General features: G+C 74.0%; 20 protein-coding genes. 7 read left to right on the top strand and 13 right to left on the bottom strand.

Translation table 11 applies throughout. From position 1 onward, the window contains the following. From CYJ76_RS08515 to CYJ76_RS08495, 5 genes are all read right to left on the bottom strand, one after another. The coding region (locus CYJ76_RS08515) for a ribonuclease J (RefSeq protein WP_101849840.1) at positions 1-1,631 on the bottom strand (1,631 nt) is incomplete at its 3' end. A gap of 135 nt (positions 1,632-1,766) precedes the next feature. Next, the gene (locus CYJ76_RS08510; protein WP_144043062.1) at positions 1,767-2,957 is read right to left on the bottom strand and encodes a cytochrome P450 family protein; all 1,191 of its coding nucleotides are present in this window, start codon (positions 2,955-2,957) and stop codon (positions 1,767-1,769) included. Continuing rightward, a complete protein-coding gene (gene bioD, locus CYJ76_RS08505) occupies positions 2,954-3,733 on the bottom strand; it encodes a dethiobiotin synthase (RefSeq protein WP_101849838.1) in 780 nt (259 codons plus the stop codon). Before bioD ends, CYJ76_RS08510 begins: the two co-directional genes overlap by 4 nt. Next, on the bottom strand, positions 3,730-4,890 hold the full coding sequence (locus tag CYJ76_RS08500) for an aminotransferase class I/II-fold pyridoxal phosphate-dependent enzyme (RefSeq protein ID WP_180802260.1): 1,161 nt from the start codon (positions 4,888-4,890) through the stop codon (positions 3,730-3,732). The genes bioD and CYJ76_RS08500 overlap by 4 nt, the downstream gene beginning before the upstream one ends. After that, complete coding sequence (locus CYJ76_RS08495; protein ID WP_238138202.1) at positions 4,887-6,263, bottom strand: adenosylmethionine--8-amino-7-oxononanoate transaminase; 1,377 nt, start codon at positions 6,261-6,263, stop codon at positions 4,887-4,889. The genes CYJ76_RS08500 and CYJ76_RS08495 overlap by 4 nt, the downstream gene beginning before the upstream one ends. A 70-nt stretch (positions 6,264-6,333) precedes the next feature. Here CYJ76_RS08495 and CYJ76_RS08490 point away from each other — a divergent pair, with 70 nt between their 5' ends. Together CYJ76_RS08490 and CYJ76_RS08485 are read left to right on the top strand one after the other, a co-directional pair. Further along, positions 6,334-7,128 carry a thymidylate synthase gene (locus CYJ76_RS08490; protein ID WP_070705126.1) on the top strand — a complete coding sequence of 265 codons (795 nt, stop codon included), beginning with the start codon at positions 6,334-6,336 and terminating at the stop codon, positions 7,126-7,128. A gap of 84 nt (positions 7,129-7,212) precedes the next feature. Then, positions 7,213-8,217: a dihydrofolate reductase gene (locus tag CYJ76_RS08485; protein ID WP_101849836.1), complete on the top strand. Its 1,005-nt coding sequence runs from the start codon at positions 7,213-7,215 to the stop codon at positions 8,215-8,217. A 31-nt stretch (positions 8,218-8,248) separates the two neighbouring features. Here CYJ76_RS08485 and CYJ76_RS08480 read toward each other — a convergent pair whose 3' ends face one another. Both CYJ76_RS08480 and CYJ76_RS08475 read right to left on the bottom strand, forming a co-directional pair. Then, positions 8,249-8,743, bottom strand: coding sequence for a hypothetical protein (locus tag CYJ76_RS08480; RefSeq protein WP_070705124.1), 495 nt, complete (start codon positions 8,741-8,743; stop codon positions 8,249-8,251). Between the two features lie 35 nt (positions 8,744-8,778). After that, the gene (locus tag CYJ76_RS08475) at positions 8,779-9,696 is read right to left on the bottom strand and encodes a PhzF family phenazine biosynthesis protein (protein ID WP_070705127.1); all 918 of its coding nucleotides are present in this window, start codon (positions 9,694-9,696) and stop codon (positions 8,779-8,781) included. Between the two features lie 122 nt (positions 9,697-9,818). Between CYJ76_RS08475 and CYJ76_RS08470 the strand changes: the two genes are divergently transcribed. Beyond that, on the top strand, positions 9,819-10,214 hold the full coding sequence (locus CYJ76_RS08470; protein WP_070705123.1) for a selenium-binding protein SBP56-related protein: 396 nt from the start codon (positions 9,819-9,821) through the stop codon (positions 10,212-10,214). A gap of 20 nt (positions 10,215-10,234) precedes the next feature. Continuing rightward, positions 10,235-10,921: a hypothetical protein gene (locus CYJ76_RS08465; protein WP_238138201.1), complete on the top strand. Its 687-nt coding sequence runs from the start codon at positions 10,235-10,237 to the stop codon at positions 10,919-10,921. Between the two features lie 91 nt (positions 10,922-11,012). Here the strand turns inward: CYJ76_RS08465 and CYJ76_RS08460 are convergent, their stop codons facing one another. From CYJ76_RS08460 to paaA, 6 genes are read right to left on the bottom strand one after another with little or no spacing between them, the layout of a single operon-like run. Next, positions 11,013-12,611: a DHA2 family efflux MFS transporter permease subunit gene (locus CYJ76_RS08460; RefSeq protein WP_414467284.1), complete on the bottom strand. Its 1,599-nt coding sequence runs from the start codon at positions 12,609-12,611 to the stop codon at positions 11,013-11,015. A 31-nt stretch (positions 12,612-12,642) separates the two neighbouring features. Next, complete coding sequence (paaE, locus tag CYJ76_RS08455) at positions 12,643-13,758, bottom strand: 1,2-phenylacetyl-CoA epoxidase subunit PaaE (RefSeq protein ID WP_070705236.1); 1,116 nt, start codon at positions 13,756-13,758, stop codon at positions 12,643-12,645. A gap of 52 nt (positions 13,759-13,810) precedes the next feature. After that, the gene (gene paaD, locus CYJ76_RS08450; protein ID WP_371327515.1) at positions 13,811-14,359 is read right to left on the bottom strand and encodes a 1,2-phenylacetyl-CoA epoxidase subunit PaaD; all 549 of its coding nucleotides are present in this window, start codon (positions 14,357-14,359) and stop codon (positions 13,811-13,813) included. Then, positions 14,353-15,288: a 1,2-phenylacetyl-CoA epoxidase subunit PaaC gene (gene paaC / locus CYJ76_RS08445; protein ID WP_238138200.1), complete on the bottom strand. Its 936-nt coding sequence runs from the start codon at positions 15,286-15,288 to the stop codon at positions 14,353-14,355. Before paaC ends, paaD begins: the two co-directional genes overlap by 7 nt. Beyond that, positions 15,285-15,572: a 1,2-phenylacetyl-CoA epoxidase subunit PaaB gene (gene paaB / locus CYJ76_RS08440; RefSeq protein WP_070706257.1), complete on the bottom strand. Its 288-nt coding sequence runs from the start codon at positions 15,570-15,572 to the stop codon at positions 15,285-15,287. The genes paaC and paaB overlap by 4 nt, the downstream gene beginning before the upstream one ends. After that, the gene (gene paaA, locus CYJ76_RS08435; protein ID WP_101849835.1) at positions 15,569-16,630 is read right to left on the bottom strand and encodes a 1,2-phenylacetyl-CoA epoxidase subunit PaaA; all 1,062 of its coding nucleotides are present in this window, start codon (positions 16,628-16,630) and stop codon (positions 15,569-15,571) included. Before paaA ends, paaB begins: the two co-directional genes overlap by 4 nt. A gap of 68 nt (positions 16,631-16,698) precedes the next feature. On the opposite strand from paaA, the gene CYJ76_RS08430 reads away from it, so the two are divergent. The 3 genes from CYJ76_RS08430 to CYJ76_RS08420 all read left to right on the top strand — a co-directional run bounded on the left by CYJ76_RS08430 (position 16,699) and on the right by CYJ76_RS08420 (position 20,524). After that, a complete protein-coding gene (locus tag CYJ76_RS08430; protein ID WP_180802259.1) occupies positions 16,699-17,907 on the top strand; it encodes a heparan-alpha-glucosaminide N-acetyltransferase domain-containing protein in 1,209 nt (402 codons plus the stop codon). 101 nt (positions 17,908-18,008) lie between these two features. Further along, positions 18,009-20,261, top strand: a complete 2,253-nt coding sequence (locus tag CYJ76_RS08425) for a carbon starvation CstA family protein (RefSeq protein ID WP_070706254.1) — start codon at positions 18,009-18,011, stop codon at positions 20,259-20,261. Positions 20,262-20,263: 2 nt separating this feature from the next. Beyond that, a complete protein-coding gene (locus CYJ76_RS08420) occupies positions 20,264-20,524 on the top strand; it encodes a YbdD/YjiX family protein (RefSeq protein ID WP_070706253.1) in 261 nt (86 codons plus the stop codon). The last annotated feature ends 18 nt before the right edge of the window (positions 20,525-20,542 follow it).

The raw sequence follows: 20,542 nt of genomic DNA, 5'->3' as shown, positions 1-20,542 counted from the left end.
ATGTACCCGCCCATCGCCCGGCGCACGACCTGCTGCAGCTGGTGCACGTCCGTGGTGCCCTTCAGGCGGGCCTCCTCCAGGGCCTGCTCCACCTTGGGCACCGCGCGCTGCAGGATCTTCTCGCCCTCGGACACGCCGCGGGCGTGGATGTCCGGGCCGGAGATGATCTTGCCGGTGTCGGCGTCGCGCACCACGACGATGGAGACGAAGCCCTCGTCGCGCAGGATGCGGCGCTCCTTGAGCAGGTCCTCGTCAGAGGTGCCGACGTTGCCGCCGTCCACGTAGACGTGCGCGGCCGGCACCTGGCCGACGATCGAGGCCTTGCCGTCCACGAGGTCGACGACCACGCCGTCCTCGGCCACCACGACGTTCTCCTCGGGCACACCGGTCTGCTTGGCCAGCTCGGCGTTGGCCAGCATGTGGCGCCACTCACCGTGCACGGGCAGCACGTTCTTGGGCTTGACGATGTTGTAGGCGTACAGCAGCTCACCGGCGCTCGCGTGGCCGGAGACGTGCACCATCGCGTTGCCCTTGTGCACCACGTTGGCGCCCAGCTTCATGAGGCCGTTGATGACCTTGTACACCGACTTCTCGTTGCCGGGGATGAGCGAGCTGGCCAGCAGCACGGTGTCGCCCTCGCCCACCTCGATCTGGTGGTCCTGGTTGGCCATACGGCTCAGCGCGGCCATCGGCTCACCCTGCGAGCCGGTGCAGATGAGCACCACCTGGTGCGGGGGGAGCTTGGCCAGCTTGCGCACGTCCACCAGCACGTTGTCCGGCACGTCGAGGTACCCCAGGTCGGAGGCGATGCCCATGTTGCGGATCATCGAGCGCCCCACGAAGGCGACCTTGCGCCCGGTAGCCGCGGCGGCATCGAGGATCTGCTGCACGCGGTGCACGTGCGAGCTGAAGCAGGCCGCGATGATGCGCTTCTCGGACTTCGCGAAGACGCGCTCGATGGCCGGGGCGATGTTGCGCTCCGGGGTGGTGAAGCCGGGCACGTCGGCGTTCGTGGAGTCGGTGAGGAACAGGTCCACCCCCTCCTCGCCGAGGCGGGCGAAGGCCCGCAGGTCGGTGATCCGGCCGTCCAGCGGCAGCTGGTCCATCTTGAAGTCACCGGTGACCAGCAGCGTGCCGCCGGGGGTGTGGATGAACACCGCGAGAGCGTCCGGGATGGAGTGGTTGACGGCCACGAACTCGCACTCGAACTTGCCGAAGTTCTCGATGTCGTCCTCGCGCACCGTGATCGTGCGCGGGGTGAGCTTGTGCTCCTTGCACTTGGCCTCGACCAGGGCGAGCGTCAGCTTGGAGCCGACCACGGGGATGTCGGGGCGGTTGCGCAGCAGGTACGGCACGGCGCCGATGTGGTCCTCGTGGCCGTGGGTCAGCACCAGGGCGACGATGTCGTCCCAGCGGTCGTCGAGGTACTCGAAGTCCGGGAGGATGAGGTCGACGCCGGGCTGCTGGCTGTCGTCCGGGAAGAGCACGCCGCAGTCGACGATGAGCAGCTTGCCGCCGTACTCGATGACGGTCATGTTGCGGCCGACCTCACCGAGGCCACCCAGGGCGACGACGCGGACGCCGTTCTTGGGCAGCTTCGGGGGCTCGGGCAGGGTGGTACGAGGCGTCACGTGGATCCTTCGTGTCGATCGGTCTGGACGGTGCCCGCCACCGGTCATCGATGCCGTGGCTCGGGCAGGAAAATCAGGGGGGACCTGCGCTCGGGCGCGGGGTCCGTCGGGGTCCACGGTACTCGCCCGACCGCCTCAGGCCCCAAGCGGGAGGGGCGCGACCCGCACGGCGCCGGGCGACTGGAACGAGAAGAGGTCCACCCGCGGGCCGGTCGACCGGAGCTCGACCGGCCCGAGGGTCCGGGCGGTGGCCGCCAGGATCTCCTCGGTCTCCACGCGGGCCAGCTCCCCGCCCAGGCACCGGTGCGGGCCGACGCCGAACGCGAACGACCCGGGGCGGCCCACGCCGGTGAGCTCGACGGCCACCGGGTCGCCGGCGGTCACCCTCACCGGGCCGCCGGGGCCTTCCCCCAGGGTCGCCCCAGTGGTGGCGGTCCGGCGCCACCGGGGCACGGACGAGTGGTGCGCGAGCACCTCCTCGGTGGCCGCACCGGGGTCGGCGGCCAGCCGGGCCCACGCGTGCGGCTGCGCCGCGGCCCGCGCCAGGGCGCCCGCCACCAGCCAGCGCGTCGTCTCGTGGCCCGCCACGACCGTGAAGAAGGCGGCCGAGGCCGCGACCCGGTCGTCGCACCCGGCCCGCACCAGACGGCCCAGCAGGCCGTCGGCCTCGGCCCCGGCATCGGCCCAGGGCCCGGTGCCGTCCCCAGGGCCATCCCCACCGACGGCCGGCACGGCCGCCCGGACGCGCCGCAGCTCCACCCGGATGGCCCGGTACAGCTCGGCGCACGCGCCGGCGAGATCCACCTGGCGGGAGTCGTCGGCCTCGCCCCAGAACAGCTCGAGGGCCGGGGCGGCGGAGCGAGCCAGCAGGTCGTGCGGCAGCCCCTCACCGATGCCGAGCAGCTCCGTCATCACCGCGAGCGGCACCCGACCGGGTCCGACCACCGCGAGGTCCACCTCGCCGTCGCGCCGGGCCGCCGCCAGGGCCTCCTCGGCGCCCTGCTGCGCCAGGGCGGCGATGCGGGGGCGCCACGCCCGCACCCGGCGGGCGGCCAGCAGCGGTGCCACCGCCCCACGCAGCACCGGGTGGGAGGGGGTGTCGTTGTTGGCCAGGGCCGGGGGCAGCGCGAAGCCGGCCCGGGCCAGCACCCGCAGGGCGGCGGGGCACAGCGGACGGTGCGCCACCATCGAGCCGGCCGGGCTCCAGGTGGCGGGGTCGAGCATCACCGCGGCGCCCAGGGCGGGGTCGAGCACCGTGGGCACGCCGCGGTGCGGGACGACCGGGAGAGCGGGCGCATGGTGCCCGGTGACGGGGCAGCCGGTCACGGCCACACCAACCAGCGGGCCGCCCCCGCGACGAGGTCCTCCGGCGACAGGTCCCCGGCCCCCGCGGGGACCGACCCCAGCAACGGCAGGCCGGTGACGCGCGGCAGGTCCTCCACGTTGCACCGCTCGGCCAGTCCCGGGTCCTCGCTCGAGGCGCCCACGACGAGGCCGGCCAGCGTGCGCGCCGGGAGCCGCTCGCCGAGCGGGCCACGCAGGGCCTCGACCGTCAGCGCCGCGTGGTTGAGGGTCCCCAGACCGGCGCGCGCCACGACGACCACCTGCACCGACAGCGCGTCACCGCCCCCCTCGTGATCCGGCGTGCCGGTGGCGAGCTCGCGCACGAGGTCGCGCAGGGTTCCCCCGGCGGCGTCCATCTCCACCAGCACGCCCCCGGCGCCCTCGAGCACCAGGGTCGCGCCGGCCGTCTCCCGCGCCAGCGCACGGGCCAGTTCACGGACCTGCTCGGCGTGCCGGGCCACGGTCGGGGCCTCCACGCCCGCCCGCCGGGCCGCCGTCGCCGGCGCCAGCGGCTCGGGCAGCCGCACCCCCTCGGAGGTGGTGAGGCCGACCGGCGCCCCGAGCATCCGCCGGACGGTCTGCACGTCGCCCTCCTCGTCCGCGGCCACGCCGGTCTGGGTGGGCTTGTGCAGGTGCACCCGCTGCCCGTCGGCCAGCAGCCGGGCGCACAGCGCCGCGGTGACCACGGTCTTGCCCACGTCGGTGTCCGTACCTGTCACCACCACCACACGGACCACCCCCGGGGCCTGCCCGCTCATGCGCCCGCCTCCGGCAGCGCCCGCTCGAGCGCGCTCTCCGGCACCGGCCCCAGGACCGACTCCAGGACGGCCGTACCGCGCTCGAGCGCGGCGTCGTCCAGCCCTGCCGAGGCCGTCACCCGCAGGCGGGAGACCCCATCTGGCACCGACGGCGGCCGGAAGCACCCGACGGCCACCCCCTGCTCCTGGCAGGCGGCCTGCCAGGCCAGGGCCGTGGCGGCGTCCGGGGCGGGTCGGGCCATCACCGCCCCGGGCGGTGCCTCGACCCCCAGGGCACCGGCCAGGCGGTCGCGCACCCGGTGCAGCCGCTCCACCCGCTCGGGTTCGTCGGCCAAGACGCCGAGCGCGGAGAGGGCCGCACCCGCCGGGGCGGGGGCGAGCGCCGTGTCGTAGATGAAGGCCCGGGCCGTGGCCGCCACGTGGCGCACCACCGCCGCCGGGCCGAGCACCGCCCCGCCCTGTGCCCCGAGGGCCTTGGAGAGGGTGACCACCTGCACCACGTCGGGCCTCCCGGCCAGGCCCGCGTGCGCCACCAGCCCCCGGCCTCCGCCGAGCACGCCCAGGCCGTGCGCCTCGTCCACCACGAGGAGCGCGCCGTGGCGGGCGCAGACCGCGGCCAGCTCGGCGAGCGGCGCGACGGCCCCGGTGACGCTGTCCACGGACTCCACGAGCACGAGCGCCCGCGGGGAGCGGCTGGCCGCGAGCACGGCCTCGAGCGCAACCGGGTCGTCGTGGGCGACGACCTGCTCCTGCCCGCGGGCCAGGCGCACGGCATCGTGCACCGAGGCGTGCATCCGGTCGGTGGCCACGAGGGTGGTGCCGCGGTCGGCGAGCGCCGTGACGACGCCCAGGTTGGCCAGGTAGCCGCTGGAGAAGACCAGGGCCGCCTCGGCGCCGCACCAGTCCGCGAGAGCCTCCTCCAGCGCCGTGTGCACGGCGGTGGTGCCGGTGACCAGCCGGCTGGCGGTGGCCCCCGCCCCGTGGAGCTCCAGCGCCTCCCGGGCGCCGGCCAGCACCCGCGGGTGGCGGGCCAGGCCCAGGTAGTCGTTGCCCGCGAGGTCGACGGCGCCCCGCGGCAGCGCACGCGGCCGACGCACGAGGTCGCGCCGTTCCCGCACGGCGGCGGCGCGCTGCAGGTGCTGCTCCCAGGCGCTCACCGGGGGCCGGCCTCGGTGACGGTCTCGGAGACGGCCTCGACGAGGCCGGTGGCGATGGTGGCCACCTCCTCGGGCGTGGCGACGTAGGGCGGCATCGTGTAGACGAGCGTGCCGAAGGGGCGCACCCACACGCCGCGGCGCAGGGCCGCCTCGGTGAGGGCCGGAAGGTCCACCGGCGCGGTCGTCTCCAGCACCCCGACGGCCCCGAGCACGCGCACGTCCCGGACGGTCGGCAGGTCCAGCGCCGGGGCGAGGTGCTGCTGCAGGCCCGCCTCGATGCAGGGCACCTGCGTGCGCCACTCCCCCTCGGCCAGGAGGTCGAGGCTGGCGTTCGCCGCCGCGCAGGCCAGGGGGTTGCCCATGAAGGTGGGGCCGTGCATCAGGGCGCCGGTGGCGTCGACGGCGGCGGCCACCTCGTCGGTGGCGACAACGGCCGCCAGGCTGAGGTACCCGCCGGTGAGCGCCTTGCCCACGCACAGGACGTCCGGCACCACCGGGCGGCCCTCGGGGTCCACCCCCGCGGCGTGGTCGGCCCCGAAGAGCGTACCGGTGCGCCCGAAGGCGGTGGCGATCTCGTCGAGGACCAGCACCAGGCCGTGCTCGTCGGCGATCTCGCGCAGCACGTGGAGGGCGCGCGGGTCGTAGGCACGCATGCCCCCGGCCCCCTGCAGGACGGGCTCCACGACGATGCCGGCCAGCTCGTGCGCGTGCTCGGCGGCGATGCGGCGGGTCTCGGCGGCCCAGGAGGCCAGCGCGGCGTCCGCCGACGGGCTGGCCGCCTGCGTGCCCCACCCGGCGCCGGCCGCCAGGGAGGTGGGCGCCCAGATCGGCGGGCGCGGGGCGAACACGTGCTCGGTGAGCACCCCGCGGAACATGGCGTGCATGCCGTTGTCCGGGTCGCAGACCCCCATCGGCGCCAGGGTGTCGCCGTGGTACCCGCCGGCCACGGTGAGCATGCGGTGCCGGCCGGTGCGTCCGCGGCCCAGCTGCACCTGGGCGCAGATCTTCAGGGCCACCTCCACGGACACCGAGCCGGAGTCCGCGAGGAAGACGTGGCGCAGCGGCTCGGGGGTCATGGCGACGAGGCGCTCGGCCAGCTCCACCGCCGGGGCGTGGGTGAGGCCGCCGAACATCACGTGGCTGAACCGGTCCACCTGCGCGTGCACCGCGGCGTCCAGGCGCGGGTGCCGGTAGCCGTGCACCATGCACCACCAGGAGGACATCGCGTCCAGCGGGGTGGAGCCGTCGGCCAGGTGCAGGCGGCAGCCCTGCGCGCCGACCACCTCGCGGGGCGGCACGGCCCCGGAGCGGCGCGAGTACGGGTGCCAGAGGACGGCGGCGTCGCGGGCGGCGGCATCGGTGCTGCGGGTCACAGTGCGGGACCCTACTGCGCCGGGTGGCCCACGGTTCCCGGGTGGGCCCAGCCTCGGTAGTTTTGCCCCCATGCGCCAGTACCTCGACCTGCTCCGCGACGTGCTGGAGAACGGCGTCGCCACCGACGACCGCACCGGCACCGGCACCCTGGCCGTCTTCGGCCGCCAGGCCCGCTACGACCTGCGCGAGGGCTTCCCGCTGGTCACCACCAAGCGCATCTACCGCAAGGGCGTCGTCGGCGAGCTGCTGTGGTTCCTGCGCGGGGACACCAACGTCCGCTGGCTGCAGGAGCGCGACATCCACATCTGGAACGAGTGGGCCGACGAGAACGGTGACCTCGGCCCGGTCTACGGCGCGCAGTGGCGCTCCTGGCCCTCGCCCGACGGCGGCAGCGTCGACCAGATCGCGAAGGTGGTCCGCAGCATCCGGGAGAACCCGGCCTCGCGCCGCCACGTCGTCAGCGCGTGGAACCCGGCCGAGGTGGACGAGATGGCCCTGCCGCCGTGCCACGCGCTCTTCCAGTTCCACGTGGCCGACGGCCGCCTGAGCTGCCAGCTCTACCAGCGCAGCGCCGACCTCTTCCTGGGCGTCCCCTTCAACATCGCCAGCTATGCGCTGCTCACCCACATGGTCGCGCACGTCACCGGCCTGGAGGTCGGCGACTTCGTGCACACGATGGGCGACCTGCACCTGTACTCCAACCACCTCGAGCAGGCCCGCGCGCAGCTCGCCCGGGAGCCGCGTGCGCTGCCGACTCTGGAGCTCAACCCCGCCGTGCGGGAGCTGGACGCCTTCGACCTCGAGGACGTGACCGTCCACGGGTACGACCCGCACCCGGCCATCAGCGCCCCCATCGCGGTCTGAGCGCCGCCGTGGGGCTGACCCGGGCTGAGCCCGTCGGCGCACCGGCAGCCGCCCGCGGCGGGGCCCACCTGCGAGACTCCCCCCATGCCCTCCCCGCGCTTCCAGGTCGTCCCGTCCACCTACCTCGTGGTGCTGCGCCAGGCCCCCGACCAGCCCGGCCCCCGCACCGAGGTGCTCCTGCAGCTGCGCCGCGGCACCGGGTACATGGACGGGTGGTGGGCCTGCGGTGCCGCCGGGCACGTGGAGGCCGGCGAGTCCTTCCTGCAGACCGCCACCCGTGAGGCGGCCGAGGAGCTCGGCATCGAGGTGCACCTCGACGACCTCGAGCCCGTCAGCGTGCTGCACCGCCACGTGGCGATCTCCACCCCGCTGGAGGAGCGGATCGACGTCTTCGTGCGTCCCCGCCGCTGGACCGGGGAGCCCGCGCTGCAGGAGCCGGACAAGGCCGCCGACCTGCGCTGGTGGCCGCTGGACGCCCTGCCGGAGCGCACCGTGCCGCACGAGGCCCAGGTGCTCACCGCCCTGGCCGAGGCCCACGAGCTCGGCGAGCGCGTGCCCCCGCTCATGACGCGGGGCTTCGACCAGACGCTGACGCTCGTGGTGGCCGTGGGAGAGAACGGGGCGATCGGCCGGGACGGCGGGCTGCCGTGGCACCTGCCCGCCGACCTCAAGCACTTCAAGGACACCACCATGGGCGGCACGATGGTGATGGGCCGGCGCACGTTCGAGTCGTTCGGGCGGCCGCTGCCCGGACGCCGCCACGTGGTGCTCACCAGCGACCGGGACTGGCTGCCCGGCGGCCAGGTGGACCCGTGCGACCGGGAGGCCGGCCCCCGCTTCCCCGAGGTGCTCGTGGCCCGCACCTGGGCCGAGGCGCTGCTCATGGCCGGTGACGGGGAGGTGTTCGTCCTCGGGGGCGCGGGCGTGTTCGCCGACGCGCTGCCGCACGCGGACCGCCTCGTGGTGAGCGAGGTGCACCAGGCCCCGCAGGACGCCGACACGTTCTTCCCCGAGATCGGCCCGGACTGGCGCGAGATCTCCCGCCGCCCGGCCGACGGCTTCGAGGTGGTGGAGTACCGCCGGGGCTGAGGGGCGCGGGCCCCGGGCCCGCGGTGCGGGGTCAGCGCCGGTCGCCGAGGCCCGCGTCCAGGGCAGCGGTGATCTCCGCCCGCAGCCCGTCGTGCTCGGCTCCGAGAGCGCACGAGGCGGCGTCCGGGACCCCCGCCCACCAGGTCACACCAGCGGGCCATCGGACGAGGGGGTCGGGTTCCCAGGCGAAGCGGGGTGTGACGTGGGCGTGCAGGAAGGCATCCGTGTTGCCCTGCACCTCGAGGTTGATGCGGCGGTAGGCCGGGTCGCGCCGGCGCACCACGTGCTCCACCGCGCGGGCCAGCAGCGCGGCATCGGCCAGGAAGTCCTCCTGCCGCTCGACGGTCAGGTCGGTCAGCGTCGTGGCCGTGGGGTCGTCGGTGATGAGCACGCAGTAGCCGGGGAAGTGCTGCACGTCCCCGATCACGGCGAAGCCGGCCCGGAGGCGGCGCAGCACCGTGGGGTTCTCACCGCGCAGGGCGGAACCCACTCGGTCCCGTCTCCAGTCGGACGTGGCTGTCGTCATGCCGCATCGTAGACGGGGCAGGCCGAGGCCGTTCCTCACCCCAGGTGTAGGGTCCCGCTCACCCGGGTGGCGCACCGACCGCCCACCCACACGTCGTGCCCGTCGTCCAGGAGCTCCACCCGGCCGGCCCGACCCACGGACCCACCCTGCGCGGCCGTCCACCGTCGCGGCACCCGGCCACGCTCCCGCATCCACTGCGCCACGGAGGCCTGCAGGCTGCCGGTCACGGCGTCCTCGTGCTGGGAGGTGAAGGCGCGCACCTCGTAGGCGACGCCGGCACCCGGGTCCGTCTCGACGCCGACGACGCCACAGCGCAGACCCGTCCCCACGAGCGATCCGCCCACGGCCCGCACCGCCTCGGCGTCGGCGAGCTCCACCATCCGCCACTGCGGCCCGTTGCTGCCCCACGCGTGGGCCACGACGTCCGCGGCGGTGAGCCCCAGCGCGTCGAGGACGCGGGCCAGGTCGTCCTGGGCCAACGGGCCGGTGCGGGTGCGCTCCGGGGCGGCGAAGGACAGCAGCGCACCTGCCTGGTCCGTCCGGCCCGGTGCGCCCTCCGTCCCCTCCGCGCCCGCCCCGTCGCGGCGCACGGTGACCAGCCCGATGCCGCACTCCTGCACCACCGTTCCCGCAGTGCCCCCAGTTCCCACGGTGCCCGTGCCGCCGTCGGAGCGGCTCCCCGGCACCCCTCCGGCCCCGAGCCAGGCGTGGGCGGCCCCGAGCGTGGGGTGCCCCGCGAACGCGTACTCGGTCACCGGGGTGAGGATCCGCACCCGGTAGTCGGCGCCCGGCACGGTGGGGCGCAGCAGGAACGCCGTCTCGGAGAACTGGGTCCAGCGGGCGACGGCCTGCAGCTGCTCGTCGGTGAGGTGGTCGGCGCCGTGCACCACGGCCAGCCCGTTGCCGGTGAACGGGCCGGTGGCGAAGACGTCGACCTCGGTGACCCGGAGCATGGACCGCACGGTGACCTCCCGGACTGTGATCTCCCACCGGTCGGCGGGAGTTGGGGACACCCAGCCTCGCATGTGACGCTTCGTGATGCTGTCAATCACCTCAGCACACAATGATGACCTGCGTGTCCCGCACCTCGTGGAAGCCTGACGAGACCTTCTACCCCTCCCCCACGATGGCCACCCGCGCGCCCGCCGAGACGCTGGCGTACGTGGCCACCTTCCAGTTCGACGGCGCGGACCAGCCGAACGCGCTGGCCGTGGTGGACCTGGACCCCCAGAGCGCCGCGTACGGCTGCCGCGTTTACTGGACCAACAGCCTCTACGGCGCCTGGGACGACGACCTGTATCCCGAGGGCGTGGGTGCGTGGATGGCGAAGGCCGACGTCGACCCGGAGAACGGCGGCATGGTGCTGGACGAGACGTTCTTCCCGCACGGCGAGGACTTCCGCGGCAACCGGGTGCACCAGGTGCGCCTGCAGGGTGGCGACTCCTCCAGCGACTCGTACTGCTTCCGGTGACCGGTGGCGCGAGCCCGGGCGTGCTCCCGGCCCACGGCGGCCACGAGCACGCCCCGGCGGACCTCGGGCTCGGTGACTGGCTCGCCAGCGCCGGGCTCGGGGCCTTCCACGGGCTGAACCCCGGCATGGGGTGGCTCTTCGCGGTCTCCTTCGGGCTGCAGCAGCGCAGCCGTCGGGCGCTGCTCGGGGCGATCGTGCCGATCGCCCTGGGGCACGAGCTCTCCGTGCTGCCGACCGCCCTGGTGACCGCAGTGGTCGCCGGGGCGGTCACCCACGCCGTGGCGCTCGGCGTGGTCGCCGTGCTGCTCGTGGGCTTCGGCGTCTACCTGCTGGGGCGCCGCCGCCACTTCCGCTGGGTGGGCATGCGCCTGGGCTTCTGGGAGCTCGCCTGGTGGTCCTTCCTCATGTCCACCACCACCGGCGCGGGGCTGATGCTGGCGCCCGTCGTCGTGGGGGCGGGCGCCCCGACGCCCGAGGGGCTCACGCTGTCGCTGGGCACGGCCCTGTGGCAGGCGGCCGGGCTGGCCGTCGTCCACGCCCTGGCCATGGCCGTGGTCTCGGCCGCGATGGCGCTGGCCGTGTACGAGGTGATGGGGCTGGAGGTCCTGCGCAGCCACTGGGTGAACCTCGACCGGCTCTGGGCCTGGACGTTCGTGGTCGCCGGCGTCATCGTCGCGATCACGTGGGCCGTGGCGCTGCTGCTCTGAGCCCGCGGGCGCCCGCCACGAACGGCGCCACGCCGCGGTCGCCCACCCCGCCCCGCGAAGGGCACCGACGCCCCCACGACCCGAGCCCTGCTCAGGCCGTGGGGGCGTTCTCGTCCCGGTGCGCCACGAGGCAGACCGCCGCCAGAGCCCCGAGCACCAGCACGGCGGCGGGCAGCAGCATCGCCTCGCGCAGCGCGGCGCTCATGGCGTCGGCCACGACGGGCGGCACCTGGCCCCCGGCGTGGGCCATGGCCTCACCGCCGGCCGCGACACCGTCCGCGGACCCGCCGGCGCCGCTCCCGGCCGAGTCGGCCCCGCCGCCCGACGCAGGAGCGCCACCCGGAGCCCCGCCCGCACCCACGAGGTGCGCCGCCATCCGGGCCTCGATGAGGGCCGCGATGGCCGCCGACCCCAGCACCGACCCCACCTGCCGGGTGGTGTTGTACACGCCGGACCCGGCCCCGATGGCGTGCGGCGGCAGGGTGCGCGTGGCCGCGACCGACAGCGGCGCCCACACGAAGCAGCTGCTCAGCCCGATGAGCGCCCACGGCGCCAGGAGCAGCAGCAACGGGGTGCCCGGGGAGATCGTGAGGGCCGCCAGCAGGTAGCCGGCCGCCAGGCCCACCAGGCCGCCCGTGGCCAGGACCCGCGGGTGCAGCCGGTCGACCAGACCGCCGGCCCAGCGGGCCAGCAACATCGTGACCACGGACGAGGGGGCCAGCACGAGCGCGGCCTGCGTCGGCGACATGCCCCGCACGGACTGCAGGTACAGGATCATCGGGAACGCGGTGGCGATGGTGGCGAACCCCACCGTCGTGATGGCCAGGTTGGCCAGACTGAAGTTGCGGTGCGCGAAGAGCCCCAGCGGCACCAGCGGCTCGCCCCGCTGCACCGCCTGCCAGGCCACGAAGGCGCCGAGCACCACGAGGCCCGCGACGATGAGCAGGGGCACGCTCACCCAGCCGATGATGCGGCCCCAGTCGTAGGTCTGACCCTCCTGGATGCCGAACACCAGCAGGAACATGCCCAGGGCGCTGAGCACCACCCCCAGCCCGTCGAAGCGGTGCGCCCGCTGCTCGAACCGCGGCACGAGCCGGACGGCCAGCACGAACGCCAGCACCCCGACCGGCACGTTGACGAAGAAGACCCACTCCCAGCCCACCGAGTCCAGCAGCAGCCCTCCGAGCAACGGCCCCACGAGCGTGGCCACGCCAGCGGTCGCGCCCCACGCCGCCATCGCCCGGCCCCGGCGCTCACCGGGGAAGAGCCGCGTCATCACGGCCATCGTCTGCGGGCTCAGCAGCGCGGCCCCGAGCCCCTGCACCACGCGGGCGGCGACGAGCGCCTCGATGCTGTGCGCCAGCCCGCACCAGGCCGACGCGGCCGTGAAGACCGCCAGGCCCAGCAGGTAGATGCGGCGCGGCCCGAACCGGTCCCCCAGCCGCCCCGTCACCAGCAGCGGCACCGCGTAGGCGAGCAGGTAGGCGCTGGTCACCCAGACCACCTGGCTCACGGTGGCGTCGAACTCGCCCATGAGCGCCGGGGTGGCGATGGACACGATGGTGGAGTCCACCAGCACCATGAAGAAGCCCAGGCACAGGGCCCACAGCGCCGGCCACGGGTCCACCTCGCCCGGGTGGGGCGCAGCACGGTCCGGCACGGGGTGCGTCGTCGAGGGGTTCGCGGTCACGCGGCAACCCTAGGGCCGAGGACCGACGACCTCAGACGTCGAAGTCGACCTCGGCGGTGTCCGTCACCGGGTGGCTCTGGCAGGCCAGCGCGTAGCCGGCCTCCACCTCGTCGGGCTCCAGCGCGTAGTTGCGGTCCATGCGCACCTCGCCGGCGAGCACCTTGACGCGGCACGTGCCGCACACGCCGCCGGTGCACGAGAACGGCGCGTCCGGCCGCTCGCGCAGGGTGGCGTCCAGGATGGTCTCCCCGTCCCGGCTCGGCATCGGCACCTCGCTGCGGCGCCCGTCCAGGGTCACGGTCACCACGGCCTCCGGCGGGGCGGAGGTGTCCACCGGCTCCGGGGCGGACTGCGGCGGGGCGTCCTCCACGTGGAAGACCTCGTGGTGCACGACCTCCTCGGCGACGCCCTTGGCCGCCAGCAGCTCGCGGGCGGTCTCCACCATCCCGAACGGACCGCACAGGTACCAGTGGTCCACCTGGTCCACCGGCACCAGCGTGGAGAAGATGCGCTCCAGCCGCTCGGCGTCGATGCGGCCGTGGAGCAGCTCCACCTCCTGCGGCTCGCGGGAGAGCACGTTGAGCAGCTGGAAGCGCCCCGGGTACTGGTTCTTGTAGTCCGCCAGCTCCTCGAGGAACATGATCGAGTCCGTGCGGCGGTTGCCGAAGATCAGCGTGGCGCGCGAGCCGGGCTCCTCCTCCAGCAGGGTGCCCAGCAGGCTCATGACCGGCGTGATGCCCGAACCGGCCGCGATGGCCACGTGGTGGCGCACCGCATCGGGCTGCGAGGGGTTCACGAAGGTGCCCATCGGGGTCATCACCTGCAGCTCGTCCCCCTCGGACACGTGGTCCACGAGCCAGTTGCTCATCACGCCCTGTGGCACCGTGGAGACCGCCACGCGCACGTGCTTGTCGCGCAGGGCGCGCGAGCGCGGCAGGCAGATGGAGTACGACCGGCGCACGTCCACCCCGTCGATCTCGGCGCGCAGCGTCAGGTGCTGCCCGGGCTCGAAGGCGAAGTCCTCGGCCAGCTCGTCGGGCACGTCGAAGGTGATGGCCACCGAGGTGTCCGTCAGCCGCTCGACCCTGGCCACCCTCAGGGGGTGGAAGGTCGCGCGGCGTCGGGTCGGGGTGCTCAGGGGGCTCATCTCTCTCCAGGGTCTCGCAGGGTGTTCTCGGGTCGGGTCACGACGGCGGGCCTCACAGCGGCTTGAACTCGTCGAACGGCTCGCGGCAGGCGCGGCAGCGGCGCAGGGCCTTGCAGGCGGTGGAACCGAAGCGGGCCAGCTCCTCGGTGTCCGCCGAACCGCATGCCGGGCAGCGCACCTGGCGCACCTGCAGCTGCAGGCCCACCGGCCCGTCGGCGGGCCCGGACCGTGCTGCGCCGGCCGGGCCGGGCGGGGCGATGCCGAAGGCGCGCAGCTTCTCGCGGCCCTCGTCGGTCATCCAGTCGGTGGTCCACGGCGGGTCGAGCCGGCGCTCCACCTCGGGATCCCAGCCGCGCAGGGCCACCGCGCGGGCCACCTGGCCCTCCATGACCTCCATGGCCGGGCAGCCGGAGTACGTGGGTGTCATGACCACGTGCACCGTGCCGCGGTCCTCGTCGGCCTCCACCGAGCGCAGGACGCCCAGGTCCGCCAGCGTGATGACGGGGATCTCCGGGTCGGGGACCGACTCCAGGGCCCGGAGCACCTCCTCGACCGGGGCGCGCCCCGCCCCGGCCGCCGGCAGGTCCGCCCCGGTCACCACGAGGCGCCGGGGTGGGCCCGCGCCACCGACTGCATCTCGGCCAGCAGGTAGCCCAGCTGCTCGGAGTGCGTGCCCGTGCGCCCGCCGCCGGCGTTCCAGCGCCCGGCCGCGGGGCGCTCGAGGGTGGCCACCCGGAGCACCTCGGCCACGTACGCGATCGCCGCCTCGGCGGTGGTGCTCGGCAGCACGCCCAGCCCACGGCGCGCGGCCTCGGTGGCCACCGGGTCGTCCTCGGAGAGCTCGGCCACGAACGGCTCCAGGGCCGCCAGGGCGGCGGCGGTGCGCCGGCCGGACTCCTCGGTGCCGTCGCCCAGGCGGATCACCCACTGGGCCGCGTGGTCCCGGTGGTAGTCCACCTCCTTGAGCGCCTTGCGCGCGGCACCGACGCCGACGGCGTCGGCGCCCTCGGTGCGCACGAGGCGGGCCAGGGTCTCCAGCAGGTGGGCGGAGAACCACAGCATCCGCACCATCTCGTGGGCGAAGTCGCCGCGCGGCTGCTCGACGAGCCAGCGGTTGCGGAACTCCCGCTCGGTGCGGAAGTAAGCCAGGTCGTCCTCCGCCAGCTCCTGCACGCCGGGCAGGAGCTGGGCGTCCAGCTCGCCCACCCGGGTGTACAGCGTGCGCGCCTGACCGACGAGGTCCAGGGCCACGTTGCCCAGGGCCATGTCCTCCTCGATCTGCGGGGCACGGCTGATCCACTCCCCCAGGCGCTGGGCGTACACCAGGGCGTCGTCGGCCAGGCCCAGCAGGTAGCGCGCGGAGAGCTGCTCGTCGGTCATCGAGGCCGGGTCGCCGGCGGCGTCCCACGGGCGGGGCGCGCGGCCGACGGTCTCGGGGGTCGTGGGCACCGGCGCGCCGGGCTCGGGCTCGAAGCGCTGCGGCTCCTTCGGCGCGGTGCCGGGCATGGTGGCCAGCTGCTCGTCGCTCACAGGTACTCCACGTCCTCGGGGACGTCGTAGAAGGTCGGGTGGCGGTACACCTTGTCGGCGGCCGGGTCGAAGAAGCTGTCGCGCTCGTCCGGGCTGTTGGCCGTGATGTCGTCCGCCTTCACCACCCACACGGAGACGCCCTCACCACGACGGGTGTAGACGTCGCGTCCGTTGCGCAGCGCCATCTCGGCGTCCGGCGCGTGCAGCGATCCGACGTGCGTGTGGTTCAGACCGCGCTTGGCACGGACGAAGACCTCCCACAGGGGCCAGGCCTGCTCGCTCACGCAGCCACCTCCTTCTTCTCGTCACGGGCCTGCTTGGCGGCGTGGGCCGTCGCGGCCTCACGCACCCAGGCGCCCTCCTCGTGCGCCCTCACCCGGTGTGCGATGCGCTGTGCGTTGACCGGCCCGTTGCCCTTGACGACCTGCCAGAACTCGTCCCAGTCGACGGGGCCGAAGTCCCAGTGGCCGCGCTCGGCGTTCCACCGCAGGTCCGGGTCGGGCAGGGTCAGGCCGAGCTTCTGGGCCTGCGGCACGGTCATGTCGATGAACTTCTGGCGCAGGTCGTCGTTGCTGAAGCGCTTGATGCCCCAGGCCATCGACTGCTCGGTGTGGCCGCCGGAGGCGTTCTCGCCGGTGTCCGGCGGGCCGAACATCATGAGCGCGGGCCACCAGGTGCGGTTCACCGCGTCCTGGGCCATCTCGCGCTGCGCCTCGGTGCCCTGCATGAGCGCCCAGAGGATCTCGAAGCCCTGCCGCTGGTGGAAGGACTCCTCCTTGCACACGCGCACCATCGCGCGGCCGTACGGACCGTAGGAGCAGCGACACAGGGGCACCTGGTTCATGATCGCCGCGCCGTCCACGAGCCACCCGATGGCGCCGGCGTCGGCCCAGGTGAGCGTGGGGTAGTTGAAGATCGAGCTGTACTTCTGGCGCCCGGTGTGCAGGCGGTCGAGCATCTCGTCGCGGCTCATGCCCAGGGTCTCGGCGGCGGAGTAGAGGTAGAGCCCGTGGCCGGCCTCGTCCTGCACCTTGGCCATGAGGATGGCCTTGCGGCGCAGGCTGGGGGCGCGGGTGATCCAGTTGCCCTCCGGCTGCATGCCGATGATCTCGCTGTGCGCGTGCTGCGCGATCTGGCGGATCAGCGTGTCGCGGTACTCCTGCGGCATCTCGTCGCGGGGCTCGATGCGCTTGTCGGCCGCGATGAGCTCGTCGAAGTGGGGCGTGCCCTCGCCGTCCCGGTCCAGCACGCCGTCGGCCTGGTCCTGCAGGGCGGCGGAGTACTCAGGGGTCTCGGCCGCGTTCAGGGGTTCCTCGGGAACTGCGAAGTCGTTGCCGTACATGCACGCAGTATCGGCCACGGAATGTGATGCAGCAAACACCGGGGGGGTCACCTGAGAGACTGCCCCCCATGTCCCATGCCGTCCCCGCTCGCGTCGACGACACCCCGGCCCACCCCCGGGGCACCCGTCAACCCCGACTGCGGGGCATCGACCTCGCGCGGACCGCGGCGGTCGTCGGGATGGTGGGCACGCACCTCAACGTCCGCTACGTCGACGAGCCCTGGGGCGACCTCGGGTGGGTCGTCATCGGGCGGTCCTCGGCGCTCTTCGCCGTGCTGGCCGGGCTCTCCATCGCGCTGGTCACCGGGCGCAGCACCCCGCTGGTGGGCTCCCGGCTGCACGACGCCCGCATCAGCCTGTCGGTGCGCGCACTGCTGCTCTACCTGCTCGGGCTGGCCCTGGGCACCCTGGACTCCGGCATCGCGGTGATCCTGCCGGCCTACGGTGCGATGTTCCTGCTCGCGGTGCCCCTGGTGCACCTGGGGGCCCTGGCCCTGGCCACGTGGGCGGTGGCGTGGTGCTTGGTGGCCCCGTGGCTGGCCTCGCCGGCGCGCGCCTGGGTGGCCGACCCCAGCAGCCCCGTGCACTCCCTGCCCGACCACGGCGGGTGGCTGGCCACCACCGAGCAGCTCACCCTCACCGGCTTCTACCCGGTGGTGTTCTGGTTCGGCTACGTCCTGGCCGGCATGGCCCTGGGCCGGCTCGACCTCACACGCTGGACGGTCCAGCGCGGCATCGCCCTGGGCGGGGTGGCCCTGGCCACCGGCGCGTGGCTGGTGAGCCGGCTCGCCACCGCCCAGCCCTGGGTGCAGCACCGCATGCTGGCCACGTGGAACGACGCCCCCGTGGCGGACTTCGCCGGCCTGGACCGGGAGGCGCGCCACGGCCTGCACGGGCAGGCCCCGGCCGACTGGGTCTGGCAGCTCACCATGTACCCCCACGCCTCCACGATGATGGACCTCCTGCACACAGTGGGCACGTCGATGGCCGTCATCGGGATGGGGCTCCTGGTGGTGCAGGCGTGGCCGCGGGCCCAGCGGCTGTGGGTGCTGCTGGGCGCCATCGGCACCATGAGCCTCACCGCGTACACGCTGCACATCCTGGTGCGCACCTTCTACGACGGATCGGGCGACTACGGCGTGGAGGTGTTCGTGGTGCACCTGGCGGTGATGGCCGCCGTGGCCGTCCCGCTGGTGCTGCTCGGCCGCCGGGGACCGCTCGAGGCCCTGTTCTCCCGGGCCTGCCGCGGCGCCGCGGAGCTGGTGACGCGACCCTGAGGTCACGGTCGGGTCACGCCGTGCGCGGGGCCGGGTGCCACGGCCTCCGACGGGCGTAGGTTCGAGGCACCTCACGCCCCCATCCCCTCAGGAGGACCCCGATGTCAGCACCCCCGCAGGAGCGGCGGGCCCCCGAGGCCCGTGACCTGCCACCGGTCTCGGTCTCCGAGCCCCACACCGTGACGCCCAGGGAGAAGGTCGTCTTCGGCGTCGTGGCCCTGGCCGGAGCCGTCGCCTGGTGGATGATCGCGATCTCGCGCGGCGAGCAGGTCAACGCCGTGTGGTTCGTGCTCGCCGCCGTCGCCACCTACCTCATCGCCTACCGCTTCTACGCCCGGCTCATCGAGTACAAGGTCGTCAAGCCGCGCGATGACCGCGCCACCCCGGCCGAGCTGTACGACAACGGGCAGGACTTCATGCCCACCGACCGGCGCGTGCTCTTCGGCCACCACTTCGCCGCCATCGCCGGCGCCGGCCCGCTCGTGGGCCCCGTGCTGGCCGCACAGATGGGCTACCTGCCCGGCACCCTGTGGATCATCTTCGGCGTGGTCTTCGCCGGCGCCGTGCAGGACTACCTCGTGCTGGCGCTCTCCACCCGCCGCCGCGGTCGCTCCCTGGGCCAGATGGCGCGCGACGAGCTCGGCCCGGTCGGTGGCTGGGCCGCCATCGTGGGCGTGCTGAGCATCATGATCATCCTCATCGCAGTGCTCGGCATCGTCATCATCGGCGCCCTGGCACACAGCCCGTGGGGCGTGTTCTCACTGGCGCTGACCATCCCCATCGCCCTGTTCATGGGTGTCTACCTGCGCTTCCTGCGCCCCGGCCGCGTCTCCGAGGTCTCCCTCATCGGTGTGGCCCTGCTGCTGGCCGCCATCGTGGCCGGCGGCGTGGTCGCCGACACCTCGTGGGGCGCCGAGACCTTCACCCTCTCCCCGCTGGCCCTGAGCTGGTGGCTCATCGCCTACGGGTTCGCCGCCTCGGTGCTGCCGGTGTGGCTGCTGCTGGCCCCGCGCGACTACCTGTCCACCTTCATGAAGGTCGGCACCATCGTGCTGCTGGCCGCCGGCATCCTCGTGGCTGCCCCGGCCGTGCAGTTCCCGGCGCTGAGCCAGTTCGGCAAGGACGGCACCGGCCCGGTGTTCGCCGGCAACCTGTTCCCCTTCCTGTTCATCACCATCGCCTGCGGTGCCCTCTCGGGTTTCCATGCGCTGGTCTCCTCCGGCACCACCCCCAAGCTGCTGGAGAAGGAGGGCCAGGCCCGCCTCATCGGCTACGGGTCCATGCTCACCGAGTCGTTCGTGGCCATCATGGCGCTCATCGCCGCGGTCATCCTCGACCCGCACGTGTACTTCGCCATGAACGCCCCGGCGGCCGCCACCGGCGGCACCGCGCAGACCGCCGCGGACTACGTCAACGGCCTCGGCCTGGGCGGCACGCCCGTCACCGCCGAGCAGCTCGACCAGGCCGCCAAGCACCTCGGCGAGGAGTCCATCGTCAGCCGCACCGGTGGCGCGCCCACTCTCGCGTTCGGCATGAGCGAGGTGCTCTCCTCCTTCGGTGGTGGCGACGGCATCAAGTCGTTCTGGTACCACTTCGCCATCATGTTCGAGGCGCTGTTCATCCTCACCACGGTCGATGCCGGCACTCGCGTCGCGCGCTTCATGCTCAGCGACACCCTCGGCAACGTGCCGGGCCTGGGCCGCTTCAAGGACCCCTCGTGGAAGGTCGGCGCGTGGCTCTGCTCGGCCCTCGTCGTGGCCGGCTGGGGCTCCATCCTGGTCATGGGCGTCACCGACCCGCTGGGCGGCATCAACACGCTCTTCCCGCTGTTCGGCATCGCCAACCAGCTGCTGGCCGCCATCGCGCTGGCCGTGGTCACCACCATCGTGGTCAAGAAGGGCCTGGTGAAGTGGGCCTGGATCCCCGGCGTGCCGCTGGTGTGGGACCTCGTCGTGACGATGTCGGCCTCCTGGCAGAAGATCTTCTCGGACAACCCGAAGATCGGCTACTGGGCGCAGCACGACGCGTGCAAGGCCTTCCGCGACACCGGCCAGGGCGCCTGCGGCACGGCCAAGACCCCCGAGGCGGTGGACGCGGTCGTGCGCAACACCTTCATCCAGGGCACGCTGTCGATCGTGTTCGCCCTGCTCGTGGCCGTGGTGGTGCTGGCCGCCCTGTGGGTGTGCCTCAAGGCCGTCCGCGCCGGCGGGCTGCCCACCAGCGAGGACGAGCCGGTTCCCTCGCGCACCTTCGCCCCGCGCGGGTTCTTCCCCACCCCGGCCGAGAAGGAGGTCCTCGCCCAGTGGCAGGCCGCCGGTCTCGACCCGAGCGGCAGCCCGGCGCGGAGCCACTGACCGTGGCGCCCACCACCGACCGCTCCCCCGGCCCGGCGACCCCACCGCGGGCCGCCGGGCCGGGGGGCCAAGGCCCTGCCTGGCTCCGCGGGCTGCGCTTCGCCCGGTGGTACGTGGCCTCGATCATGGGCGACAACCACTACGAGCAGTACGTGGCCCGGATGCGGCGCGACCACCCGGACTGCCCGGTGCCCACCGAGAAGGAGTACTGGCGCGCCCGCATGGACGCCCAGGACACCAACCCGCAGAACCGCTGCTGCTGAGCACGCAGCACCCGGCAC

The organism is Kytococcus schroeteri, from assembly GCF_002847825.1.
GTDB classification, from domain to species: Bacteria; Actinomycetota; Actinomycetes; order Actinomycetales; family Dermatophilaceae; genus Kytococcus; species Kytococcus schroeteri.
This window is presented reverse-complemented; position numbering and strand designations above follow the sequence as displayed.

Bases quoted from the DNA above. Each gene is read 5' to 3' on its own strand.
- bioD (WP_101849838.1), bottom strand. From the start codon at position 3,733: ATGAGCGGGCAGGCCCCGGGGGTGGTCCGTGTGGTGGTGGTGACAGGT.
- CYJ76_RS08490 (WP_070705126.1), top strand. From the start codon at position 6,334: ATGCGCCAGTACCTCGACCTGCTCCGCGACGTGCTGGAGAACGGCGTC.
- CYJ76_RS08485 (WP_101849836.1), top strand. From the start codon at position 7,213: ATGCCCTCCCCGCGCTTCCAGGTCGTCCCGTCCACCTACCTCGTGGTG.
- CYJ76_RS08480 (WP_070705124.1), bottom strand. From the start codon at position 8,743: ATGACGACAGCCACGTCCGACTGGAGACGGGACCGAGTGGGTTCCGCC.
- CYJ76_RS08475 (WP_070705127.1), bottom strand. From the start codon at position 9,696: ATGCTCCGGGTCACCGAGGTCGACGTCTTCGCCACCGGCCCGTTCACC.
- paaE (WP_070705236.1), bottom strand. From the start codon at position 13,758: ATGAGCCCCCTGAGCACCCCGACCCGACGCCGCGCGACCTTCCACCCC.
- paaA (WP_101849835.1), bottom strand. From the start codon at position 16,630: ATGTACGGCAACGACTTCGCAGTTCCCGAGGAACCCCTGAACGCGGCC.
- CYJ76_RS08430 (WP_180802259.1), top strand. From the start codon at position 16,699: ATGTCCCATGCCGTCCCCGCTCGCGTCGACGACACCCCGGCCCACCCC.
- CYJ76_RS08425 (WP_070706254.1), top strand. From the start codon at position 18,009: ATGTCAGCACCCCCGCAGGAGCGGCGGGCCCCCGAGGCCCGTGACCTG.